Source organism: Mycolicibacterium llatzerense, from assembly GCF_000878195.1.
GTDB classification, from domain to species: Bacteria; Actinomycetota; Actinomycetes; order Mycobacteriales; family Mycobacteriaceae; genus Mycobacterium; species Mycobacterium llatzerense.
Genome location: NZ_JXST01000010.1, coordinates 87,412 through 110,166, shown reverse-complemented (window position 1 = coordinate 110,166; position 22,755 = coordinate 87,412). Strand labels below are relative to the sequence as shown.

Annotated in this window: 21 protein-coding genes; 13 read left to right on the top strand and 8 right to left on the bottom strand. The window is 65.9% G+C overall.

The features are described 5' to 3' along the window. Positions 1-7 precede the first annotated feature (7 nt). From TL10_RS09360 to TL10_RS09330, 7 genes are read left to right on the top strand one after another with little or no spacing between them, the layout of a single operon-like run. Entirely contained in the window at positions 8-847 is an 840-nt protein-coding gene (locus tag TL10_RS09360) for an enoyl-CoA hydratase (RefSeq protein ID WP_043394790.1), read from the top strand. Next, on the top strand, positions 847-2,091 hold the full coding sequence (locus TL10_RS09355) for an amidohydrolase family protein (protein WP_043985464.1): 1,245 nt from the start codon (positions 847-849) through the stop codon (positions 2,089-2,091). Before TL10_RS09360 ends, TL10_RS09355 begins: the two co-directional genes overlap by 1 nt. Before the next feature lie 11 nt (positions 2,092-2,102). Next, positions 2,103-3,719, top strand: coding sequence for an acyl-CoA synthetase (locus TL10_RS09350; RefSeq protein WP_043394791.1), 1,617 nt, complete (start codon positions 2,103-2,105; stop codon positions 3,717-3,719). After that, positions 3,716-4,546 carry an amidohydrolase family protein gene (locus tag TL10_RS09345; protein ID WP_043394793.1) on the top strand — a complete coding sequence of 277 codons (831 nt, stop codon included), beginning with the start codon at positions 3,716-3,718 and terminating at the stop codon, positions 4,544-4,546. Before TL10_RS09350 ends, TL10_RS09345 begins: the two co-directional genes overlap by 4 nt. 4 nt (positions 4,547-4,550) lie before the next feature. Continuing rightward, positions 4,551-5,591, top strand: a complete 1,041-nt coding sequence (locus TL10_RS09340; RefSeq protein WP_043394795.1) for an acyl-CoA dehydrogenase family protein — start codon at positions 4,551-4,553, stop codon at positions 5,589-5,591. A gap of 1 nt (position 5,592) precedes the next feature. Beyond that, positions 5,593-6,786 carry an acyl-CoA dehydrogenase family protein gene (locus TL10_RS09335; RefSeq protein ID WP_043394797.1) on the top strand — a complete coding sequence of 398 codons (1,194 nt, stop codon included), beginning with the start codon at positions 5,593-5,595 and terminating at the stop codon, positions 6,784-6,786. Between the two features lies 1 nt (position 6,787). Further along, complete coding sequence (locus TL10_RS09330) at positions 6,788-7,924, top strand: NAD-dependent epimerase/dehydratase family protein (RefSeq protein WP_043394799.1); 1,137 nt, start codon at positions 6,788-6,790, stop codon at positions 7,922-7,924. On the opposite strand, the gene TL10_RS09325 is transcribed toward TL10_RS09330, so the two are convergent. From TL10_RS09325 to TL10_RS09305, 5 genes are read right to left on the bottom strand one after another with little or no spacing between them, the layout of a single operon-like run. Beyond that, a complete protein-coding gene (locus TL10_RS09325; protein ID WP_043394801.1) occupies positions 7,901-9,139 on the bottom strand; it encodes an amidohydrolase family protein in 1,239 nt (412 codons plus the stop codon). The two genes, TL10_RS09330 and TL10_RS09325, sit on opposite strands and share 24 nt — an antisense overlap. Further along, positions 9,136-9,900, bottom strand: a complete 765-nt coding sequence (locus tag TL10_RS09320) for an SDR family oxidoreductase (RefSeq protein WP_043394803.1) — start codon at positions 9,898-9,900, stop codon at positions 9,136-9,138. Before TL10_RS09320 ends, TL10_RS09325 begins: the two co-directional genes overlap by 4 nt. 5 nt (positions 9,901-9,905) lie before the next feature. Continuing rightward, on the bottom strand, positions 9,906-11,051 hold the full coding sequence (locus TL10_RS09315) for a thiolase family protein (RefSeq protein ID WP_043394805.1): 1,146 nt from the start codon (positions 11,049-11,051) through the stop codon (positions 9,906-9,908). Beyond that, positions 11,051-12,277 carry a CaiB/BaiF CoA transferase family protein gene (locus TL10_RS09310; protein ID WP_110789015.1) on the bottom strand — a complete coding sequence of 409 codons (1,227 nt, stop codon included), beginning with the start codon at positions 12,275-12,277 and terminating at the stop codon, positions 11,051-11,053. The genes TL10_RS09315 and TL10_RS09310 overlap by 1 nt, the downstream gene beginning before the upstream one ends. 4 nt (positions 12,278-12,281) lie before the next feature. Beyond that, complete coding sequence (locus TL10_RS09305) at positions 12,282-13,490, bottom strand: cytochrome P450 (RefSeq protein ID WP_043985436.1); 1,209 nt, start codon at positions 13,488-13,490, stop codon at positions 12,282-12,284. Positions 13,491-13,585: 95 nt separating this feature from the next. Here TL10_RS09305 and TL10_RS09300 point away from each other — a divergent pair, with 95 nt between their 5' ends. Then, positions 13,586-15,064 (top strand): aldehyde dehydrogenase family protein, encoded by a 1,479-nt coding sequence (locus TL10_RS09300; protein ID WP_043985435.1) that lies wholly within the window; start codon positions 13,586-13,588, stop codon positions 15,062-15,064. On the opposite strand, the gene TL10_RS09295 is transcribed toward TL10_RS09300, so the two are convergent. The 3 genes from TL10_RS09295 to TL10_RS09285 are packed head-to-tail and all read right to left on the bottom strand — an operon-like array spanning position 15,046 to position 18,491. After that, a complete protein-coding gene (locus tag TL10_RS09295; RefSeq protein ID WP_043985434.1) occupies positions 15,046-16,038 on the bottom strand; it encodes an aromatic ring-hydroxylating oxygenase subunit alpha in 993 nt (330 codons plus the stop codon). The genes TL10_RS09300 and TL10_RS09295 overlap by 19 nt on opposite strands. Continuing rightward, positions 16,035-16,970 carry a TIGR03619 family F420-dependent LLM class oxidoreductase gene (locus TL10_RS09290; RefSeq protein ID WP_043985433.1) on the bottom strand — a complete coding sequence of 312 codons (936 nt, stop codon included), beginning with the start codon at positions 16,968-16,970 and terminating at the stop codon, positions 16,035-16,037. Before TL10_RS09290 ends, TL10_RS09295 begins: the two co-directional genes overlap by 4 nt. Positions 16,971-16,994: 24 nt before the next feature. Then, positions 16,995-18,491 carry an acyl-CoA carboxylase subunit beta gene (locus TL10_RS09285; protein ID WP_043985432.1) on the bottom strand — a complete coding sequence of 499 codons (1,497 nt, stop codon included), beginning with the start codon at positions 18,489-18,491 and terminating at the stop codon, positions 16,995-16,997. A 65-nt stretch (positions 18,492-18,556) separates the two neighbouring features. Here TL10_RS09285 and TL10_RS09280 point away from each other — a divergent pair, with 65 nt between their 5' ends. From TL10_RS09280 to TL10_RS09260, 5 genes are read left to right on the top strand one after another with little or no spacing between them, the layout of a single operon-like run. Then, on the top strand, positions 18,557-19,585 hold the full coding sequence (locus TL10_RS09280; protein WP_043985431.1) for an LLM class F420-dependent oxidoreductase: 1,029 nt from the start codon (positions 18,557-18,559) through the stop codon (positions 19,583-19,585). A gap of 10 nt (positions 19,586-19,595) precedes the next feature. Next, entirely contained in the window at positions 19,596-20,840 is a 1,245-nt protein-coding gene (locus tag TL10_RS09275; RefSeq protein WP_043985430.1) for a cytochrome P450, read from the top strand. Between the two features lie 28 nt (positions 20,841-20,868). Continuing rightward, entirely contained in the window at positions 20,869-21,183 is a 315-nt protein-coding gene (locus TL10_RS09270) for a hypothetical protein (protein ID WP_043985429.1), read from the top strand. An 8-nt stretch (positions 21,184-21,191) separates the two neighbouring features. After that, a complete protein-coding gene (locus tag TL10_RS09265; protein ID WP_043985428.1) occupies positions 21,192-21,611 on the top strand; it encodes a Zn-ribbon domain-containing OB-fold protein in 420 nt (139 codons plus the stop codon). After that, the gene (locus TL10_RS09260; RefSeq protein WP_043985427.1) at positions 21,608-22,753 is read left to right on the top strand and encodes a thiolase family protein; all 1,146 of its coding nucleotides are present in this window, start codon (positions 21,608-21,610) and stop codon (positions 22,751-22,753) included. The genes TL10_RS09265 and TL10_RS09260 overlap by 4 nt, the downstream gene beginning before the upstream one ends. Positions 22,754-22,755: the final 2 nt, after the last annotated feature.

Below are 22,755 nucleotides of genomic sequence, written 5' to 3'. Positions count from 1 at the left end.
CCATCCGGTGACGGTTCCTGACCGCGTGGACACCGACATCCAGAGTGCCGTGGTGCTCTACGAGGTTCGGGATACCGGCGTTGCGGTGGTGACCCTGAACCGGCCCGAGCGGATGAATGCCTGGGGTGACGGCCTCGCTGCCGCCTTCTACGCCGCTCTCGACTCGGCCGAGGCCGACCCGGCGGTACGGGCGGTCGTGCTGACCGGCAGCGGGCGCGCGTTCTGCGCCGGTGCGGACATGGGTGATTTGTCGTCGATCAGCGGTACCGCCATCGGCGGCGACACGGATGTCGACAAGCTGGTGGGGGAGCGCCATCCGCTTTTTGTCACCACGTTGCGCAAGCCCGTCATCGCCGCCATCAACGGTGCGTGCGCGGGCATCGGAATGACTCAGGCGCTGATGTGCGACGTCCGATTCGTCGCCCGGAGCGCCAAGTTCACCACTGCGTTCGCGCGTCGGGGACTGATCGCCGAGTACGGCATCTCCTGGATCCTGCCGCGGCTGATCGGTGTCAGCGCCGCCCTGGATCTGCTGCTGAGCGGGCGGAAGGTGGGCGCCGAGGAAGCGGTCGAGCTCGGGTTGGCGAAAGAGGTTGTCGCCGACGACGACTTACTGCAGCGCGCGATCGCTTACGCCGAAGACATTGCGGCACAATGCTCGCCGAGCTCGCTGGCGGTGATCAAGCAGCAGGTCTATTCCGACATCATGCGCGACGTCGTCAGTGCCAGCGCTCGCGCGGAGACGCTCATGCACGAGTCACTGCAGCGTCCCGACGTGATCGAAGGAATCACCAGTTTCTTCGAGAAGCGTCCTCCCCAGTTTCCGCCGTTGAAGGGGCAGTGCTGATGGTTTTGGAGCGAGCAGCGGAGCGGATCGCGCATCCGACGTTGGACTACCAGGCGATTGACGTCGACAACCACTACTACGAACCCGTGGATTCCTGCACCCGCCATCTGCCGAAGGAGTTCAAGCGGCGCGGCGTCCAGATGGTGCAGGACGGGAAACGCACCTGGGCCGTGATGGGGGAGAAGGTCAATCACTTCATCCCGAATCCCACCTTCGACCCGATCATCGAACCAGGGTGCCTGGATCTGTTGTTCCGCGGTGAAATTCCGGAGGGTGTCGATCCCGCGTCGTTGATGAAGGTGGACCGGATGGCCAACCATCCCGAATACCAGAATCGCGATGCCCGGGTGCAGGTGCTCTACAAGCAGAACCTCGAAACCGTGTTCATGCTCCCCACATTCGCCTGCGGCGTCGAGGAGGCGCTCAAGGGCGACATCGAGGCGACGATGGCGACGGTGCACGCATTCAACCTCTGGCTCGACGAGGACTGGGGTTTCAATCGCCCCGACGGCCGGATCATCTCTGCGCCGATCATCTCGCTGGCGGATCCGGCTGCGGCGGTCGACGAGGTCGAGTTCGTGCTGAGCCGCGGCGCCAAGCTGGTGCTGGTGCGTCCGGCCCCGGTGCCCGGCGTCGCCAAGCCACGGTCCCTGGGCGACCCCCTGCACGACCCGGTGTGGGCCCGACTGGCCGAAGCCGGCGTACCCGTCGGATTCCACTTGAGCGACAGCGGCTACCTCGCCATCGCTGCCCTGTGGGGCGGCAAGGCGACATTCGAAGGATTCGGCAAGAAGGACCCGCTGGATCAGGTTCTGCTCGACGACCGTGCCATCCACGATTCGATGGCGTCGATGATCGTCCACCAGGTCTTCACCCGGCATCCGACGCTGAAGGTGGCCAGCATCGAAAACGGCTCGTATTTCGTCTACCGCCTGATGAAGCGGCTGAAGAAGGCCGCCAACAACGCGCCGTATCACTTCAGGGAGGACCCGGTCGAACAGCTGCGCAACAACGTCTGGATCGCCCCGTACTACGAGGACGACGTGAAGTTGCTCGCCGAAACCATCGGCGTCGACAAGATTCTGTTCGGCTCCGACTGGCCGCACGGTGAAGGGCTCGCCGACCCGATGTCGTTCACTGCCGACATTCCGCAGTTTCCCGAGTTCAGCGCCGAGGACACCCGGAAGGTGATGCGCGACAACGCCTTGGACCTGCTCGGCGTCAGTGTGGAGGCGACGGCCTAGCCGTCACCGCTGTGAGCGAATGGACCCTCGGCGCCGTACTCGACGCCATCGCGGACGCGGTACCGGATCGTCTGATGACGGTCTGCGGTGAGCGCCGCAGCACCTATGCGCAGGTTGCCGACCGCACCCGGCTGCTGGCGAACTTCCTGGCCGGCAAGGGTTTCGGGGTTCACCGAGAACGAGAGAGCCTGCAGCGCTGGGAGTGTGGCCAAGATCGAGTCGCGCTGATCATGCACAACGATCTGTACCCCGACATGCTGCTCGGCTGTCTGAAGGCGCGGGTTGTCCCGGTCAATGTCAATCACCAGTACACGCCCACAGAAGTCGACGAGCTGCTCGACTACCTGAAGCCACGCGGGGTCATCTATCACCGGTCATTGGGCGCCAAGTTCGCCGACGTCCTGCCCGCTGTCGGTGCGGATCTGCTGATCTCGGTCGACGACGGCAGCTCGGCGCCCGAACTGCCTGGCGCCATGACCTTGAATGACGCACTCGTGCAAGGGGTCCCGGATGCCGGCATCGAACCGAGTCCCGACGACGTACTGATGATCTGCACCGGCGGTACCACTGGACGCCCGAAAGGGGTGATGTGGCGGCAGGGCGACACGTACGTCGTGTCGATGAACGGCGCCGACCATTCGTTCGCCGCGGAGATCCACGAGAAGGTGCGCCACCGAGGTCCGCCGTGGTTCGCCGTGTCACCCCTGATGCACGCGGCGGGACTCTGGACCACACTTGCGGCGGTGCTCAGCGGCCAGACCGTGGTGCTCTACGACAATCGAGCCGCGTTCGACGCGCGCACCGTCTTGGAGACCGCCGAGCGGGAGCAGGTGGGCTTGATGACGATGGTCGGCGACGCGTACGCGGGACCCTTGGTAGCGGAGCTGCGACGGCGCCCCTACGACCTGTCGTCGCTGTCCGCGGTCGCGAGCGGCGGTGCGGCGACGAATCCGAAACACCAACGGGCGCTGCTGGAACTGCTGCCGAACATCACCATGGTCAATGGGTACGGATCGTCAGAGACGGGAAACGTCGGATTCGGCCGCAACCGGCACGGCGACCGCAAGGACACCTTCGAACTGCGAGCCGGCGCCTCGGTGGTGTCGGCCGACCTGCGCCGCTTCCTGCGCCCCGGTGACCCGGAGATCGGCTGGGTGGCCCGTGAGGGCCGCATCCCGCTCGGATACTTCGACGACCCGGAGGCCACCGGTAAGACCTTCCCCGAGATCGACGGTCGCCGCGTGGTGATCTCCGGCGACCGCGGCCGGCTCGCCGCCGATGGCACGCTCGAACTGTTCGGCCGGGATTCGTTGGTGGTCAACACCGGCGGGGAGAAGGTGTTCGTCGAAGAGGTCGAGGAGGTCCTGCGGGCGCACCCAGGCGTCGCCGACGCCCTGGTCGTCGGCAGGCCGAGCGAGCGGTGGGGCGAGGAAGTCGTCGCTCTGGTCGCCGTCCACGACCAGGCCGACGTGACCCGCGAGGAGTTGCACGCGTCCTGCGCGGCGCGCCTCGCCGGATTCAAAGTCCCGAAAGAGTTCCTCTTCATCGACCAGATACGCCGGCTGGGGAACGGCAAAGCCGACTACCGCTGGGCCAAAAGTGTTTCCGACGGGCGGGTGATGACATGACAAGAGCAATCGACTGCCTGGTCAACGTGCACTTCGGGGAGACCGAACGGCAGCCGTCGTGGATGGTCAAAGTGCGGGACGACTATTTCAAGGGCCCCGACTCGATGTTCGCGCCCGTCGAGCTGTCGGGGCTGCTCGACGAGATGGACGCTCAGGGGGTCTCCAAGGCCATCCTGATGGACAACCTGGCAAGTCCGTCGGTGACCGCACGCAAATTCGTTGAGGCACGGCCGGATCGGTTCGCCCTGGCGCTGGGTGGGGTCAACCTGCTGCGTCCGATCCCGTCATTGCGCGAACTGGCCGCAGCTGCGGCGAACCTCCCGGTCGCGTATGCGGTTGTCGGGCCCAGCTTTTGGGGTGACGGGCAGTACCCGCCGAGTGACGCCGTGTACTACCCGCTCTACACCAAGTGCGCCGAACTGGAGCTCCCGCTCTGCGTCAACACCGGCCTCCCCGGCCCGCCGATCCCCGGCGAGGTACAGAACCCCATCCATCTGGATCGGGTATGTGTGCGCTTCCCCGAACTGAAGTTGTGCATGATCCACGGTGCGGATCCATGGTGGGACATCGCGATTCGGCTGCTCATCAAATACGACAACCTCCGGCTGATGACGTCGGCCTGGTCACCGAAGCGCCTGCCCGACAGCTTGCTGCACTACATGCGCACCCGCGGCCGCGGCAAGGTGATCTACGCATCGGACTGGCCGGTGCTGAAGATGAGTCGTGTCGTCCCCGAGGCGCTGGCGCTCGACCTGCCGCCGGACGTGCTGGAGAACTACCTCTACGCCAACGCGAACGACTTCTTCTTCGGAACCCGGGAGAACTGAGGCCATGGACCGCTACGAGCTGCGCCGGCTGGACTACAGCCTGTCATCGGATCACCAAGCGCTGCAGGCGGCGTACCGCGAGTTTTTCACGGCACACTGCCCCATCGAGGTGGTGCGTGCTGCCGAAGAGTCGGGGTTCGACAAGAGTCTGTGGGAACGGCTGTGCGGCATGGGTGCGACGACCATGGCTTTGCCTGAGTCAGTGGGCGGCGACGGAGCGACCCTCGTCGACTTGACGCTGGTGGCCGAGGAGATCGGCCGGGTACTGGCGCCGGTGCCCTGGATCGATCATGTCTGCGCGGCGCGGCTGCTCGGGCGATTCGGCGCATTGGAAGCCGACATCGTCAGCGGCAGACAATTGGTCGGGTTCGACTCGGTGCAGGAAAACCTGCCTGGCTCACGGCTGATTCCGGCCGGTTCGGTCGCCGACCACATTCTGCTGCGGGACGGTGAGGACGTCGTGCGGCTCACCTACGCGATCCGGCCGGCGAGGGTCGACAACATCGGTCGGCTGCCCATGGCCTGGATCGACCCAGACGCCGCCGACGCCAGGACTGTGGTGGCGAGTGGCCCGGCTGCCTGCGCGGAATATCAACGGGCGCTCGATGAATGGCGGCTGCTGACCGCTGCGGCGCTCGTGGGACTGGTCGAGGCGACCATGACCATCGCGGCGGAGTTCGCGAAGACCCGCTTCACCTTGGGGGTGCCGATCGGTTCGTTGCAAGCGATTTCGCATCCATTGGCCAACATGGCAATCGTTGTGCAGAGTGGCCGGAACCTGGCGCGGCGGGCGGCGTGGTTCCTCGACAACGAACCGGACGCGAGGCCGGAGCTGGCACCGGCGGCGTTCGTGTTCATGGCCGATGAGGCGCCCCGCGCGGCGACGATGGCCGTGCACGTGCAAGGCGGGCTCGGGGTGTCCGAAGAAGCCGCTGCCACTGCCTATCTCGTGCGAGCGCGCGGGTGGGCGCTGGCAGCAGGCGATCCCGGGGCTACCGCAAAACGCATCGGCGCGATTCTCGCGGAACGCGAAGGGGTGAGCTGACGTGGATTTTTCGACGGTCGAATTGTCGGATGAGGAACGGGCGTTCCGCGACGAGGTTCGAAAGCTGTTGCGCACCATCGTCACGGACGAGGTGATCCGCCGCGACCGGGAAACCGGTGACAACTTCGATGAGGGCGTGCATCTCGCGTTGGGCGCCGCCGGATACCTCGAGGCCGAATGGAAGTCGGAGGCCGACGGCGGTTTCAGCCGGGTACGCCGGCGGATCTGGCAGCTGGAGAAGCGCCGTTTTCACGTGCCCTGGGTGACGTGGGGGACCACGGCCATGGTCGCCCATTCGGTGGCGACGTTCGGATCGCCCGAGCTGCGCGACGAGGTGCTGCCCGGGGTGTTCAGCGGTCAGGTCCGGCTTTGCTTGGGTTACACCGAGCCCGAAGGTGGCTCTGACGTGGCGACATGTAAGACCCGTGCCGTGCGCGATGGCGCTGGGTGGATCATCAATGGGTCCAAGATGTTCACCACCGGTGCGCACAACTGCCGCTACGTCTTCCTCATCACCAACACCGATCCGGACGCGCCGAAACACAAGAGCCTGACCATGTTTCTGGTGCCGCTCGATACGCCGGGTATCGAGATCCAGGGCATCCGGACCGTCGACGGTGACCGCACCAACATCGTGTACTACAGCGACGTACGCGTCGACGACCGCTACCGGCTCGGCGAGGTGAACGGTGGCTGGACGGTGCTGCGGGAACCGCTCAACACCGAGCACGGTGCCGTGGCAGCGGATCCCGACGGCCTGCAGGACGTGTCGATCATGATGCACCAGGCCGGTTTCATGGCCACCGCTGTCGACAAGGTCGCCGCTCGGACCGCGGCGGTGGGCGCCGACGGACATCGGCTCATCGATGACGCCTCGGTGGCATATCGGCTGGGCCGCAGCGCCGCTCGTATGGAGGCAGCGCTGAGTGCCCCGAGCATCTTCGGTCGGGTGGCGCTCGCGCAGACGATGCGGGACGTCTCCCCGGAGCTGATGGACATCCTCGGAGCGGCGGCGGCGTTGCCCGTCGGGACCGAGGGAGCAGCCGACGACGGAGCGGCTGAATACGTGTACCGGTTCGCACCGCTGGTCGGCATCTACGGCGGCACCCTCGAGGTGTTCCGCAACATGATCGCCCAGCACGTGCTCGGGCTCGGAAAACCCGCGTACGCACCACTGGGTGCACAGAAAGGATGATGTGAGCGACCAGATTGCCGATGTCGTACTGATCACCGGCGCCTTCGGGCAAGTCGGAAAGCGGTGTGCCGAGATCTTGCTCAGGCGAGGACGCACCGTCATCGCGATGGACCTGCAGAACGACAAGACCGCCGTCGTCGCAGACGAGCTCGCGACCAGAACAGACGGTGGAACGCTCATGGTCGCGTACGCCGATCTGCTCGACGCCGAAACCATCGCCGAGTGCGTGAGCCGGCACAAGCCGGCAGCCATCGTGCACCTGGCAGCGATGCTGGCCCCCGCGTCCTACCGAAACCCGTTGCTGGCACGCAAGATCAACGTGGACGGGACCCACAACCTGGTGGCAGCCGCGCGGTCCCTTCCCGAGCCTCCACTGTTCGTAGACGCGTCGAGCGCGTCGGTCTACGGATCCCGCAACCGGCACACCCATCCTGAACGCATCACCGCGCAGACGCCGGTGAACCCGATCGATCAATACGGCGAGGACAAGGTGCTCGCCGAAGAGGTGGTGCGGGCCAGTGGGCTGCCGTACGCGGTGTTGCGCCTGGGTGGAGTGATTTCGACCGATGTCTCGGCCAACTTCAACGCCGACTATCTGGTTCTGATGCGCGCGACACCGCGAGACAACCAACTGCACACGGTCGACGCCCGTGATGTCGCCCTCGCCTTCGCCAACGCCGTCGACCGTCGTGATGCGGTGAACGGCAAGACGTTGCTCATCGGCGGCGACGACACCCACATGCATGCATTCCGAGATGTCGAGGACGACATGATGGAGGCGGTCGGTGTCGGGCGGCTCGGTCCGTCGGCGAGCCTGCCCGGTGACCCGGACGACGAGCGGGGCTGGGGCTTCACCGGCTTCTTCGACACCACCGAAGCACAAGAGCTGCTGGAGTTCCAGGAACATTCGTGGTCCGCGACGCTGGGCTGGGTGGCAGATTCCCTGGGACGACTCCGCCCGGTCCTGCGCCTGCTGGGCCCGGTGATCCGCCCGGTGATCCGGACTGTGCTCGCGATCCAGCGAAAGGCCGAGCGCCGCGGCCGCTACGCCGACCCGTGGGCGCTGATCGAGAAGAACTATGGCCCAGGGGCGTTGGCCGGCGGACAGGCCAGATCAGGAGCCGGCGAACGTCGCTAGCTTCGGTGGCCGCACTGCCGCGGGATCGGGGTTGGCGATCGGCAGCCCCATGAACCGGCGGGCGTTGTCACCCATGAAGTCGTAGGTGCGCCGCTCGTCCATGCCTTCGGCGTAGTGCCAGTAGCCTTTTGGTTCGGCGAGGCCTTCGGGGTGCGGGTAGTCCGACCCGAACATCACCCGGTCCCATCCGACGGTGTTTACGACGTCCGCGACGCAGCCCTCCCAGAACGGGCTCACCCAGATGTTGCGCCGGAACACGTCGTGTGGATGTTCCGGAAAGTTCTGCGGCATCTTCTTGTACAAGTCGGCGAAATCGTGGAACAGCGGGTAAATCCACGAGCTGCCGTTCTCGACGCTGGCGACGCGCAGTTTCGGGAACCGGGTCAGTGTGCCGTGACAGATCAAGCTGGTGATCATGTCCGCGATCTCGCGGTGGCCCAAGACCATCCACCGAAAGGCGCTCTGCGCCATGAAGCTCTGGGTGTGCGGCGGTTCCCACTGGTTGACGTACGAATCCAGCGGCGGATAGCTCGCGTGCAGCACGACCGGCAGGCCCGCGGCCTCCAGGTCGCGCCAGAACGGGTCGAACTCCGGTAGGGCGGGGGAGCGCCAACCGCGAATCCCGTTGACCGGTCCCGGTTTGATGAGGGCGACCCGTACGCCATTGTCCAAGAGATACTCGAGTTCGCGCTGTGCACCGTCGACCTCGGACAGGTTGATGATCGGCGTCGAGTACACCCGCTCCTCGTAGTTGAACGTCCAGTGTTCGAGCATCCACTGGTTCAGCGCGTGGATCACCGCCAGCGACAGTTCGGGATCGTCGGCGGTGGCGTGCTCGATGAGGCTGGCCAGCGTCGGGTAGTTCAGGGCCTCGACCACACCCTGGCGGTCCAATTCCTTGACCCGGTCGGCGGGATTGCGGGTGGCCGCGGGAGCTTCGATTGCGGGGCCCTGCATTTCGCGCAGGGTCAGACCGTCGGTGTTCTCGCCGGCGAAGAACTTCTCGTGGGCGCCGGGTGCGGCCACGCGCTCGAACGTCGGGTTGGGGATGAAGTCGTTGACCCGGCCGTTGATCACGATGCGGGTCTGGTTCCCGAACTTCGCGAATTGCACTGCCCGTGAGAACTTTTCGGGCAGATGTTTGGTCAGTGCCTCGGCCGTCTCGTACATGTGCTGGTCGGCGTCGAAGACCGGCGCTGAACGGAATTGCGTCATGGCAGGGCCGCCGTTCCCTTGGCTGCGCCTCGGGCGATCACCTTCGGCATCGACGTCGACGAACTGGTGTTCAGGATGGTGTGCACCACGTTGACCAGATCTTCGACGGGCATCAATTTGCCGGGCAGACAGCCGCCGGACATCCACAGTGGCAACGCTTTTGCAGCGAGTTCCATGTCCCAGCCGGCGTTCATGCCGGTCTGGCCCTCGCCGGTGCCGCCACCGCATTCGCCGACGATCAGACACGTGAACCCGATGTCGGGATGTTCGGCCCGCCAGGCGTCGACGAGCCGCTCGAGTGCCGCCTTGCTCACCCCGTAGGCGCCGAGCCCTGGCCACGGCGGCCCGAAAGTGCCCGCGTCAGAGGACAGATACACGGCCTTACCCGCTGACGCCGTGAGGTAGGGGATGGCCGCGGCCGTCGCGAGCGATGCGCCGATCACGTTGGTATCGAAGATGCGCCGCCAAAGGTCGGCATCGGTGTCGACGAGTCGAATCACGGGGCCGATGGCGGGGGTGTAGATGAGGTTGTCGATGCCGCCCAGGGTGTCGGCGGCGGCGTCGATGGCCGATGTCACCGACGCTTCGTCCGTGACATCACATTCGAGCGCGACGGCCTGCGGCCCAGCTTCTTTCGCGGCATTCTCCAGCCGCGTCAGGCGCCGCGCCAGCAGCGCGACCTGCGCGCCGCGCTGGGCCAGGCCGACGCCGATGCAGCGGCCGAGGCCGCTCGAGGCCCCGATCACTACCGTTCTCGACATCGTTGTCACCTCGTGAGAATCGTGGCCGCGGCGGTGCCGGGTGCACCGTACAACTGCGCGAAGCCGACTTTCGGCTCGCCGGGCACCTGGTGGTCCCCGGCCTGCCCCCGCAGCTGTCGGACCAATTCGTGGATTTGCCGCAGGCCCGATGCGCCGATTGGTTCGCCGTTGGCGATGAGCCCGCCGTCGGTGTTGACCGGCATACTGCCGCCTATTTCGGTGGCGCCGTCGGCGAGGAGCTTCTCCTGGTCTCCGTGTCCGCAGAATCCGCACTCGGCCATGTGAATGATCTCCGCGCCGGCGTCGGTGTCCTGCAGCTGGATCACGTCGACGTCTTCCGGTGCGACATCTGCCTTTTCGAAGGCAGCCCGCGCCGCGTACACGGTCGGGGACACGTCTTCCTCGACGGGCGCGAAGGTGGTGTTCACCTCGTAGGCGCCGTACGACCGGGTGCGGATTTCGACGGCGCGCAGATAGACGGGCTTATCGGTGTACCGGTGGGCGATCTCGGCGCGGCACATCACCACCGCGGCGGCGCCCTCATCGGGTGCGCAGAACATGTACTGCGTCAGCGGGTAGTTCAGCATCGCCGAGCCCAGGATGTCTTCCTCCGAAATCGGCTTACGCCGGAAGGCATTCGGATTCAGCGCGCCGTTGCGGAAGTTCTTGGCCGCGGCCCTGGCCAGCGTCTGCTGCGAGATCCCGTGGTCGTACAGATACCGGTTGGCCTTCATACCGAAGAACTGGGTGGTGAGGTACTGCCCGTTCTCGGCGTACCAGCTGGGCATACCGACCAGGGCGGGGTCTTCGGTGAAGGCGCCGCGCGGATGCTTGTCCAATCCGACTGCGACGCCGATCTCGTAGTCGCCCAGACGGATTCCATCGGCACATGTCTTGACCGCGCTGGCCGCGGTAGCGCACGCGTTGAACACGTTGGTGAACGGAATGCCGCTCAAGCCCACCATGCCCACGATGGCATCGGGATTCGCGACGGTCCAGCTGCCGCCGGTCGCGGCGCCGATATCACTCCACTCGACGCCGGCGTCGGCAACAGCGGCGAAGATCGCGTCGACGCCCATCTGCATCGCCGACTTGCCCTCGAACCGCCCGAACGGGTGCAGGCCGACACCGATGATCGCTACGTCGTGCATCAGGCGATGGCTCCTGCCTTCTTGAGGGCTTCGATACGGTCCCAGTCGATCCCGAGTTCGGACAGGACGAGCTCGGTGTGCTCGGAGGCCTGCGGGGCGCGGGTCGTTTCCAGTGGCTCGTGGTTGAACTGCACCGGCCCGCGGACCACCCGGAACGGCTGCTCGCCAATCCCGGCCTCGACGTCGACGATCATGTCGTTGGCGATGGCCTGTTCGTCGGTGGCGAGGTCGAGGAAGCTCTGGAACGGCGCCCATTGACCTTTCATGGTCTTCAGGTGCGCTCGCCAGTAGTCGAACGGCTTGCCGCCGATCGCCGCACTGATGAGAGCTGCAGCCGCCGAAGCATTTTCGATCAGCGGTAGCACGTCGCTGAAGCGCGGGTCGTCGGCCAGCTCGGCGAGACCGAGGTGCTCGAAGGCATCGCGGATGTAGCCGGTCGGGCTGACGATGCACAGGTTGATCGTGCCGCCATCCGACGTCAGATAGTTGGCCATGAAGGGGTTGACGCTCGGACCCGTGTCATCCGGCAGGAGCGACCGCATCGTCTCGCCCGTCTCCATGCCCTGCGTCATGCTCGCACCGGCTGCCCACCACGCGGTGCTCAGCAGTGAGACGTCCAGCTCGACCGCTTCGCCGGTGCGCTCGCGGTGGAACAGCGCCGCCGAGATGCCGCCGGCGATGTTCGCCCCGCCGATCGAATCGCCGAACGCCGGAATGCCTTGCGACAACGCGCCACCCAGCCCTTCGGGCGTCAGTGAATGCCCAACCCCGCTGCGGGTCCAGAACGCGGTGCCGTCGAAGCCGCCGACATCGCGTTCAGGACCTTTATCGCCGTACGCGCTGCCGCGGGCGTAGATGATGTTGGGGTTCACCGCGCGGATGTGCTCGATGTCGAATTTGTGCTTCTGGCGGGCCGCGGGCAGGTAGTTGGTGAGGAAGACGTCGGCTGTCTTGGCGATCTCGTAGAGGACCTCCTGGCCGCCGGGGGTGGACACGTCGATGCCGACGCTGCGCTTGCCGCGGTTCGGGTGCTCGATGAGTGGGTGGCGGTCGGGGTCGAGCTGAAATCCGCCCACGTTGATGAAGCCGCGCTGGGTGTCGCCGCGCACGGGGTGCTCCACCTTGATGACGTCGGCGCCCCAGTCGGCAAGGAGGGCGCCGGCTGCCGGCACGAACGTGAATTGCGCGACCTCGAGGACGCGAACGCCTTGCATCACCTTGACCATGCCGTCACTCCGCCGCGCTGAACTTGACCGGCAGTGCCGTTGGTGAACGGAACGGCTGACCGTAGATGTGGGGGTCGTCGTCGGTGACGAGCTCGATGTCGGTCAGGCGCGTCAGCAGGCACTCGAGCGCCACCCGGGTTTCCATGCGTGCCAGGTGCAGGCCCATGCACGTGTGCTCGCCGGCGGCAAAGGAGATGTGCGGTAGATGCTTCCGGAAGATGTCGAATTCCTCTGCGCGGTCCCATCGGTGTTCGTCGCGGTTCGCCGAGCCGATGCACACGTCGATCACAGCGCCCGCCGGGATCTCGACACCCTCGAGTTCGGTGTCCTCGGTCGCGTACCGCTGCACCGTGGTCAGTGGTGTCTCATACCGCAGGCCCTCTTCGATGGCGTCGCCGATGAGCGCGGGATCGTCCCGAATCGCCTGGAACTGTTCTCGATGAGTCAGCAACAGGTACAACAGATTTCCCGACGAGCGGTAGGTGGTCTCGAGACCAGCGGGCAGTAGGAGTCGCAGGAACGAGTAGATCGCCTCGTCCGTGAGTTTTTCACCGTCGATCTCGGCGGCGACCAGGTCGCCGATGATGTCTTCGGTGGGATTGCTGCGCCGCTGCTCGATCTGCTGCAGGAAGTAGTCCTTGAGTGCGGCCGAGGCTTCGAACGCGCGCCGGTATTTGATGGCGTAGCTGATGAGTTCGACCGCGCGCTGCCGGAACCAGGGGAGGTCTTCCTCGGGCAATCCCAACAGCTTCGAGATGACGCGGGTCGGGAATTCCATCGTGAAGTCGGTGACCAGATCGGCGGTGCCGGCATCGATGAATTCGTCGACGAGTTCATTGACGACGGGGCGGACGATCTCGGGTTCCCACCGCGCCAGTGACTTCGACTTGAACGCCGCGGACACCAGATTGCGGTGCTGCCAGTGTGGCTTGCCCTCCATCGCCAGGATGGTGGGTCCGATGAACAGCCCGATGGTGCTGTCGTAGATGTGCGAATTGAAGACCCGGCCGTCGCGGAAGACCCGGTTGACCGCGTCGAACGACACGGCGGCGTACATGTGTGCGGGCTTGAACTCCTCGGGCGTGTTCGACCAGTCCATGACGCTGCCCCGAAAAGCGCCGCCTTCCTTGCGCTTCTGGGCGAATACGACGTACGGGTCACGGAGGAGGTCGACACCCTCGTCGACGTCGGCGTCCTGAACGAGACTCACCACCTCAAACTGACGGGCATCCGGCTATTGCTACCGTAAACCTTACAGTAGATACCGTTGCGACGTCAGGTGGTTTCCTGAAGTGCTACTGTCCGCCAATGGGTGACGGTGCGGAACCTGAGGAGTTGCGGGCGATTCTCGACCGGCAGCGGCAGGCCTTTCTGGCCGACGGATTCCCGGGAGTCGCAGTGCGGCGCAACCGCATCGACCGACTGGTCGCCCTCGTGCTGGACAACGCCGAAGCCTTCGCCGAGGCGATGGCGGCGGACTACGGCACCAGGGCCAAGGCCGGGTCGTTGTTCACCGAGGTTCTCGGCATGATGTCGGTGATCGAGCACACCAGATCGCATGTGCCGCAATGGATGCAATCGACGAAGCCGATCCGGGCCGCTCGGATGCTGGGCCTGCGCGCGGAGGTACTGCCCTGCCCGCTGGGGGTGGTCGGCGTCATCGGACCGTGGAACTTCCCGCTCAATCTGGTGGTGTTGCCCGCTGTGGCGGCGTTCGCCGCCGGCAATCGGGTGATGATCAAGATGTCGGAGATCACGGCGCAGACCGCGGCATTGATGACGACGCTCGTGCCGAGGTATTTCGACCAGGCGGAGCTCGCCGTCGTGACAGGCGGACCCGAGGTGGCGGCCGCCTTTTCCGAGTTGCCCTTCGACCACCTCTTTTTCACCGGTTCACCCGCGGTGGGAGCCAAGGTGGCGGAGGCCGCCGGACGCAGCCTGGTGCCCGTGACGCTCGAACTCGGGGGCAAGAACCCCGTGGTGGTGTCGCGGGCCGCCAATCTCACCCGTGCGGCGACCAGGATCGCGCAGGGCCGAATGATCAACGGGGGACAGGTATGTGTCAGCCCCGATCATGTCTTCGTGCCCGACGACCGGCTCGATGCCTTCGTCGATGCGGCGCGAAACACGTTGCGGTCCATGTTCGGATCGATCGTCGGCAACAGCGACTACTGCTCCTCGGTCAATGAGGCGAACTTCGACCGGGTGCTCGCGTTGATCGACGACGCACGAGAGAAGGGCGCCGTGGTCGAGGCCATCGCTCCGCCCGGCGAGGTGCTACCGAACCGGCGCACCCGCAAGATTGCTCCGACCATCGTCCGCGACGTCGACGACCGGATGCGCATCACCGCCGAGGAGGTCTTCGGTCCGGTGCTGGTGGTGCGGGCGTACTCGACTGTCAGCGACGTGGCCGACTACCTCAACGGGAAGCCCGCCCCGCTCGTTGCCTATTGGTTCGGGCCGGACGACGAGGAGTTCCGGGCCTTCGTGCGCGACACCCGAAGCGGCGGGGTGGCGCGCAATGACTTTGCGGCTCAGATGATCCCGTCGGCGGTGCCGTTCGGCGGCGTCGGCACCAGCGGCACAGGCGCGTACCACGGGAAGGCCGGCTTCGACACGTTCAGCCACTACCGGTCTGTGGTCGGCACCGATCTGCCGTTCAGCATCACCGGCCGCGCGGCGCCGCCGTTCACGAAGTCGATGCGGTCGAGTACCGAGCTGGCCCTCTGGCTGGCGCGCCGCAGGAACCGGCGCCGGCTCCGGCCGGGTCAGGCCGGCGCCTCGTAGAACTGCGTCGCCCACTTACGCATTGCCATATAGGGTTTCGCGTCTGCCTTCGACAGCGCTGGGTGCTCGATGTACTCCTGGTGGCGCCAGATGTCGAGGTCCTCCCACACCGTCTGCAGGAATCGCTTTTCGACGTGTTCGCGCACCTCGTCAGGTGGCACGTCGGACATGTCACCAGGGCGGCGCGGCCACCAGATCGAATAGAACATGTCCGAGTAACCGTCCTCGACCGGCGTGCAGGCGAAGATCAGCCGGTGGTTCGACGAGCCCTCGAACGCGCTGACCGCGAAGCCGAGGCCCGAGAAATGGCTGTGGATATACAGCGCCATCTTGTCCGGGTCGTCGCTGCGCGCGTCCGGCCACCCGGTGAGGAAGCGCCACTCTTCGTCGACGGCTTCCCAGTTCAGGCACACCGGCGTGACGGTGGCGCCGTGGACGTAGTGGAAGTGCGCGCTGTCCGGACCGTTCTCGGCGACGACCTGCGGGTGCACGGGCTCGCGTTCGGCGCGACGCGAAAACTCCGGATATGGACGGTAATACGCGTCGCGGTCGGTGGGGAACTGCGGGAATTTGCCGAACAGGTCGGGCAATTCCCATTGGGGTTCCGAGCCGGCGGGCTGATACCAGGCGAACACACATCCGTACTGTTCCCGAACCGGAAACACGCGGAGCCGCAGCGCTTTGTTCGGCCGGTCCGGCTGATAGGGGATGTAGCGGTTGGTGCCGTCCGGGCCCCACCGCCAGCCGTGGAACGGGCACTCAACACAGTCGCCAACGACCTTGCCGCCGTGGCCGATGTGCGCACCGAGATGCCTGCAGTGGGCCGAAAGCAGGTGCAGCTCACCCGACTCGTCGCGGTAGGCGACCAGGTCTTCACCGAAGTATCGCAGGGGACGTACCTCTCCCACGGCGAACTCCTGCGACCAGCCGATCATGAACCAGCCGGTGACCTTCCAGGTGAACGGGACTTTCACGGTGCCTCCGTCTGAAATCGTGGCTGCGCAATGATGGTTTCGCCGAATGCCTTGATGTAGTCGACCGCAGCGTCGAGGCTCGACCCGTCGGCGTGGACGACAGCCCAGGTGGCGCCGTAGCCGGCCAATTCGTCGAGCATGTCGCGGGTGCGCCGAACCGCGGGTTCGTCGTCGAGATCGACTTCGGGGCACAAGATCTGGATGTCCAGTTTGTTCGGGTCGCGTCCAGCAGCATCGAGTCGGCCGCGCAACGTGTCCACCGCTGAACCGAATTGGCGCGCGTCCGAAATAGCAACCGTTCGCATGCTCGCCGCGTATTCCGGCGGGGAGATCACGGGCATCCAGCCGGTCCCGTATTCGACGACGCGGCGTATCGCAGCGCGGCCATTGCCGCCGATCCACAGTGGCGGGTGTGGCCGTTGCACGGGGCGCTGCAGCCAGAGTTCATCGACGGCGCCGAACGCCCTGCCGGACACCGGAATTTCGGGATCCATCCAGATCGACCACAACGCGGCGAGGGCTTCGTCGAGAAGTTCGGCGCGCCGATCGAAATCCACCCCGAGCGCGGCGAATTCGGAGCGGAGGTACCCGGCCCCGACACCGGCGATGAGCCGGCCGCCCGAGACGAGGTCCAGCGAGGACAGTGCTTTGGCCGATAGGTATGGGTTGCGAAACGGCAGCACATACAAGTTGGTCAGCAGCCTGATCGTCGACGTCACACCCGCCATGAACCCGAGAGCCGCGATCGGGTCGAGGGTGTCGTGCCCACCGCGGCGGCGCCACTTCGCCGACGGCGCCGGGTGCTCGCTGAGGGCCAGGGCGGAGAACCACGATGCCTCGGCCTGCTGGCACACCTGGCGGATGGCCTCAGGGTGCAGGAAACCGTCTGCGGCGGTGGGTGATTCGACGGGATATTCGAGGGTGAACTTCACTGACGCCAGCTCCTGAAAGGTCCGTTACGGCATGATCGTGGTGCGCGAGACCGGCTCGGGCGCGGCCTGCCGAGCGCGCAACCCGCGCTCGAGCGAGTACAGGAGGGCGTCGCGTGTCTCTACCGGCGAGATGAGTTCGTCGAAGCCGAGGTGGCCCGCCGATCGGAACGACGCTTCCAGTTCCATCCGGCGCAGCTTGGCCTCGACGTCCTCGTCGGCGTGCGATGCCCGGCTCAGGGCGGCCGCGCTCATCGCGCCCATGGTCGCGCCGGGGTACGCGAACGTCGCGCCCTGATTGTCGAAACCCAACAGCGACATGACCATCGAGCCGAAGCCGTAGGCCTTGCGCAAGGTGACGTGCAGCTTCAACGTCGTCGCCGCGGTCTGTGCGGCGAACATCCGGGCGCCGCTGCGCAGTACCCCGGTGCGCTCGGAGCGGCTGCCGGGCAGCATTCCGGGATTGTCGGCCAGGAAGATGATCGGCAGGTGGAACGAGTCCGCCACTGTGATGAAATGCGCTGCCTTGTCGGCGGCGTCGGCGTCGATGGCACCGGCCAGCACGTTCGGCTGATTGGCCACGACGGCCACCGGATGGCCGCCGAGGTGGGCCAGTGCGCAGATGATGGCCGGCCCGAACTTGGGCTGCACCTCGAACCAGTCCGGGGTGTCGAAGACGACGTCGAGGACGCCGCGCATGTTGTAGGCGCGGCGGTTGTCGCGCGGCACGACGTCGAGCAGCTCGGGTGTCGGCCGTGGGGCACTCGCGTCGTTCGTCGTCACGGCGGCCGGATATGACCAGGCGCTGGGCGGAAAGTACGACAGGTAGCGGCGGATATCGAACAGGGTCGAGGCGTCATCCAGTGCGCCGTTGTGGATGACGCCACTGGCCAGCGCGACGCCGGGGCCGCCGAGGTCCTCTTTCGAAATCTCTTCGCCCGTGGACTCTTTCACGACGGGTGGGCCGGCGGTGAAGATGGCGCCCTGCTGACTCATGATGGTCCAGTCGCAGACCGGGGCGACGAGTGCGCCGTGCCCGGCGGACGGCCCCAGCACCGCCGCGACCGTCGGTACCCGGCCCGAGCAGCGTGCCTGCGCGATCAGGTCAGTGGGCGTGCGGCCGTAATGTTCGCCGCTTGGCCGGAATCCGGCCCCCTCCAACAGCATCACCAGCGGAATCCGGTCGTGCAGGGCAAGTTCGGCGAGCCGGTATCGCTTCGCATTGCCGCCCGGCCCGATGCTGCCGGCCAACGTGGTGAAGTCCTCCGCGCCCACCATGACCGGTGCGCCGTTGATGAGGCCCGATCCGGTGACGATCCCGTCGGCGGCGATGTCGCCTCCCGCCAGGGTGCCGAATTCACGGAAAGTCCCGGGGTCCAGCAGGTGGTTCAGTCGTCCCCGCGCATCGAGCTTGCCCTTGCTGTGGTGCTTGGCCAACCGCTCTGGCCCACCCATCGCGCGGGTACGTTCCCGCAGGCCCTCGAGGTCCTCGAGAGTCTGCTTCCAGTCGGGCCGATCCGTCATCGCAGTTCCTCACTGATGGCTTGTCACGTTGACCATACTGAATTGCTTACTGTAGCGTCCACCACATGGTTGGCGACCGCGTTGGCCTGGCGGTCGACGGGGGCGTGAACTGCGCTCTCGCCGAGGTGCCGGGTGCGGCAAGAGCATTGGAGCGGCGGGGGTACGGCGGCTGCTGGACCGCGGAGGTGAACCACGATCCGTTCCTGCCGCTGGCACTCGCCGCCGAACACACCTCCAGTATCGAACTCGGCACCGGTATCGCCGTTGCTTTCGCCCGGTCGCCGATGACAGTCGCCAACGTGGGTTGGGATTTGCAGGGTTATTCGCAGGGCCGGCTCCTCCTCGGTCTCGGGTCGCAGATCCAGCCGCACATCGAGAACCGCTTCAGCATGCCGTGGAGCCATCCGATACCCCGCATGCGGGAGTTCATCGCTGCGCTGCAAGCGATTTGGACATGCTGGCGCGACGGCGGCACCCTGCGGTTCGAGGGTGATTTCTACACGCACAAGCTGATGACCCCGATGTTCGTCCCGGAGCCGCACGAGTACGGATTTCCGAAGGTGTTCGTGGCTGCGGTCGGCGACGCGATGACGGAGCTGTCTGCCGAGGTGGCTGCGGGTCTGGTTGGTCATGCGTTCACCACCCGGCGGTACCTCGAGGAAGCGACCGAACCGGCGGTGCGGCGCGGGCTGGAGCGAGCGGGTCGTGACCGCCGCGACTTCGAGATGGCCTTCCCGGTCATGGTCGTCACCGGTACCGATGACGACGAAATGGCCGTCGCCGCGCGACGGGTCCGCAAGCAGATCGCCTTCTACGCGTCGACGCCCGCCTACCGCAGAGTCCTCGAACTGCACGGCTGGGGCGACCTGCAGCCCGAGCTTCGCCGGCTGTCTCTGCGCGGTGAATGGGATGCGATGGCTCAGCTCGTCGACGACACGATGCTCGCCGAGATTGCCGTCGTCGCCCCGGTCGGCGCGCTGGCCGCCGCGATCCGGGAACGCTGTGCCGGCGTCATCGACCGGGTCACCGTCGGTCTGCCGCCGCAATTGCCGGAGGAAGTCGTCAAAGCCGTACTCGCAGAATTGCATCAGTGAGGAGCTGCCCATGAGTGCCCCGATCACCGCCGACGCTGCCGGTGTGTTCGCCGACCCGTCCGCCTACGCCGATGAGCCGAAACTCCATACGGCACTGTCCTTCTTGCGTGCCAACGCGCCGGTGTCAAAGGCCGACGTCCCCGGCTACAAGCCGTTCTGGGCCATCACCAAGCACCATGACGTCATGGCGATCGAGCGGGCCAACACGCTGTTCACCAACTCGCCGCGCCCGGTACTGATGACCGCCGAGGCCGACGCGCATCAGGCCGCGCTGGGCATCAGCACGCTGATTCACATGGACGATCCGCAGCACCGGTTGGTGCGGGCGATCGGCGCGGACTGGTTTCGGCCGAAGGCCATGCGGGACTTGCGTGTTCGCGTCGATGAACTGGCCAAACGCTACGTCGACCGGATGATGGAGTTGGGTACCGAATGCGACTTCGTCCAAGAGGTCGCGGTGAATTACCCGCTGTACGTGATCATGTCGCTGCTCGGGCTGCCCGAATCCGACTTTCCCCGGATGCTGGCGTACACCCAGGAACTGTTCGGCGCCGATGACTCGGAGTTCTCCCGGGGCGTCACGCCCGAGGAGAAGGGCACCGCGCTGTTCGAGATGTTCACCTATTTCACCGCGTTGACCGCCGCGCGCCGGGAGAACCCCACCGACGATCTGGCGTCGGCCATCGCCAATGCCCGGCTCGACGGAGAACCGTTGGGTGACATCGACACCGTCTCGTACTACGTGATCATCGCGACCGCGGGTCATGACACCACCAGTGCGGTGGTCTCCGGTGGACTGCATGCGCTGATCGAGAATCCGGATCAGCTGGCGCGACTGCGGGAGAACCCCGACCTGATGCCGCTCGCGACCGAAGAGATGATCCGCTGGGTGACACCCGTGAAGGAGTTCATGCGCACCGCACGCGAGGACACCACTGTCCGGGGCGTGCCGATCGCGGCGGGGGAGTCCGTACTGCTGTCGTATGTGTCGGCCAACCGTGACGAGGACGTCTTCGATGACCCGTTCCGGTTCGACGTCGGCCGTGATCCCAACAAGCACGTGGCGTTCGGCTACGGCATCCACTTCTGTCTGGGCGCGGCGCTCGCGCGCATGGAGATCACCAGTTTCTTCTCGGAGCTGATCCCGAGGCTCCGATCGATCGAGCTGGCGGGCACCCCGCAGCACACTGCGACCATCTTCGTCGGCGGCCTCAAACACCTGCCTATCCGCTACTCGCTCACTTCTGGAAAGTGACGTTCTCCTATCTGATAATGTGCTTCTCATGGTCAAGACAGGTAGCCGCCTGCGAAGTCAGGTGTGTGACACCCAGGTGATCGTCGTCCGGACTGGTGACAGCCTGGATGACCTGCGATGCGGTGGCGCCCCGATGGTGGCGCTCGATGCCAGTTCCGATGCTCAGGCCGGCGGCGCATTGGCTCTCGACCCGGAGCTGTCCGGCGGCACCGTGATGGGTAAGCGGTACGTCGACGACGCCGCGGCAGAGGTGCTGGTCACCAAGGCCGGCGCGGGCACGCTGAGCGTCGGGACGGCGCCGCTCGCACTCAAGGAAGCCAAACCCCTCCCCGCGAGCGATTAGGAGTCACGATGCAGAAGGCGCTTGCCCCCGAAATCTCCACCTGGCCGGAACCGGATCCGCAGCTGATCGGCAGCCGGTGCGGTGCCTGCTCGGCGACGACGTTCCCGCGCCAGGACCGGTGCCCGAAATGCAGCAGGGCCGAGATGTCCGAGGTGCTGCTACCGCGCCATGGCACGGTGATCGCCTGGACCACACAGGGATTCCCGCCCGGAGCGCCGTACGCCGGTCCCACCGGCAAGGACTTCGTGCCGTTCGGAGTCGGCCTGGTGCAACTCGGCGACGTGATTCGCGTCGAGGGGCGGCTCACCGAAAGCGATCCGGCCAAGCTGGAGTTCGGCATGGAGGTCGAGCTCACCATGGCTCCCTTCGCTACCGATGCGGATGGCAATGAGCTGGTCACGTTCTGGTTCGAGCCGGTGTCGCGATGAGTAACGACGTAGCGATCATCGGTGTCGGTATCCATCCGTTCGGCCGGTTCGACAAGACCGCGATGGAGATGGGCGCCGAAGCGATACAGAGTGCGCTGACCGATGCCAAGCTGGAGTGGAAAGACATCCAGTTCGGGTTCGGGGGCAGCTACGAGGTGTCCAACCCCGATGCGGTCACCCGCCTGGTAGGTCTGACGGGCATCACCTTCACCAACGTGTTCAATGCCTGCGCCACCGCGGCCAGTGCGATCCAGCAGACCGCCGACACCATCCGGCTGGGTAAGTACGACATCGGGATCGCCATCGGCCTGGACAAGCACCCACGTGGCGCCTTCACCGACGACCCGGCCAAACTCGCCTTGCCGCAGTGGTACGCCAACAATGGCCAGTTCGTCACCACGAAGTTCTTCGGGATGAAGGCCAACCACTACATCAACAAGCACGGCATCTCCGAGGAGACGCTGGCGCGGGTCGCCAACAAGAACTTCCGCAACGGCATCTTGAACCCGAACGCGTTCCGGCGCAAGGAGATCACCGTCGAGGAGATCATGGCCTCGCCGGTGCTCAACTATCCGTTGCGCCAGTACATGTTCTGCGCACCCGACGAGGGTGCCGCCGCGGTCATCATGTGCCGGGCCGACATCGCCCACCGCTACACCGACAAGCCGGTGTACGTCCGGGCCAGTGAGATTCGCACCCGCACCTACGGAGCCTACGAAGTGCACGCCACCTCCGCGCCGCTCGACGAGGACGTGTCGCCCACCGTGTACGCGGCCAAGGCTGCCTATGAAGCCGCCGGCATCGGGCCCGAGGACGTCGACATCGCGCAGCTGCAGGACACGGACGCGGGTGCCGAGGTCATCCACATGGCCGAGACTGGGCTCTGTGCTGACGGCGAGCAGGAGAAGCTGCTGGCCGACGGCGCCACCGAGATCCACGGGTCGTTGCCGATCAACACCGACGGTGGACTGATCGCCAACGGCGAACCGATCGGCGCGTCCGGGCTGCGCCAGATGCACGAGCTGGTCCGCCAGTTGCGCGGTGAAGCGGGGGAGCGGCAGGTGCCGGGCAACCCACGCGTCGGGCTGGCGCAGGTGTACGGCGCCCCGGGTACCGCCTCCGCGACCATCCTGTCGCTCTAGAT

What these genes read in the sequence shown, in the direction of transcription:
- TL10_RS09285 (WP_043985432.1), bottom strand. Translation starts at nt 18,491, where the DNA reads ATGACGGATCGGCCCGACTGGAAGCAGACTCTCGAGGACCTCGAGGGC.
- TL10_RS09260 (WP_043985427.1), top strand. Translation starts at nt 21,608, where the DNA reads ATGAGTAACGACGTAGCGATCATCGGTGTCGGTATCCATCCGTTCGGC.
- TL10_RS09320 (WP_043394803.1), bottom strand. Translation starts at nt 9,900, where the DNA reads ATGTCGAGAACGGTAGTGATCGGGGCCTCGAGCGGCCTCGGCCGCTGC.
- TL10_RS09315 (WP_043394805.1), bottom strand. Translation starts at nt 11,051, where the DNA reads ATGCACGACGTAGCGATCATCGGTGTCGGCCTGCACCCGTTCGGGCGG.
- TL10_RS09340 (WP_043394795.1), top strand. Translation starts at nt 4,551, where the DNA reads ATGGACCGCTACGAGCTGCGCCGGCTGGACTACAGCCTGTCATCGGAT.
- TL10_RS09355 (WP_043985464.1), top strand. Translation starts at nt 847, where the DNA reads ATGGTTTTGGAGCGAGCAGCGGAGCGGATCGCGCATCCGACGTTGGAC.
- TL10_RS09300 (WP_043985435.1), top strand. Translation starts at nt 13,586, where the DNA reads ATGGGTGACGGTGCGGAACCTGAGGAGTTGCGGGCGATTCTCGACCGG.
- TL10_RS09325 (WP_043394801.1), bottom strand. Translation starts at nt 9,139, where the DNA reads ATGACGCAATTCCGTTCAGCGCCGGTCTTCGACGCCGACCAGCACATG.
- TL10_RS09310 (WP_110789015.1), bottom strand. Translation starts at nt 12,277, where the DNA reads ATGGTCAAGGTGATGCAAGGCGTTCGCGTCCTCGAGGTCGCGCAATTC.
- TL10_RS09275 (WP_043985430.1), top strand. Translation starts at nt 19,596, where the DNA reads ATGAGTGCCCCGATCACCGCCGACGCTGCCGGTGTGTTCGCCGACCCG.
- TL10_RS09280 (WP_043985431.1), top strand. Translation starts at nt 18,557, where the DNA reads ATGGTTGGCGACCGCGTTGGCCTGGCGGTCGACGGGGGCGTGAACTGC.
- TL10_RS09270 (WP_043985429.1), top strand. Translation starts at nt 20,869, where the DNA reads ATGGTCAAGACAGGTAGCCGCCTGCGAAGTCAGGTGTGTGACACCCAG.
- TL10_RS09345 (WP_043394793.1), top strand. Translation starts at nt 3,716, where the DNA reads ATGACAAGAGCAATCGACTGCCTGGTCAACGTGCACTTCGGGGAGACC.
- TL10_RS09265 (WP_043985428.1), top strand. Translation starts at nt 21,192, where the DNA reads ATGCAGAAGGCGCTTGCCCCCGAAATCTCCACCTGGCCGGAACCGGAT.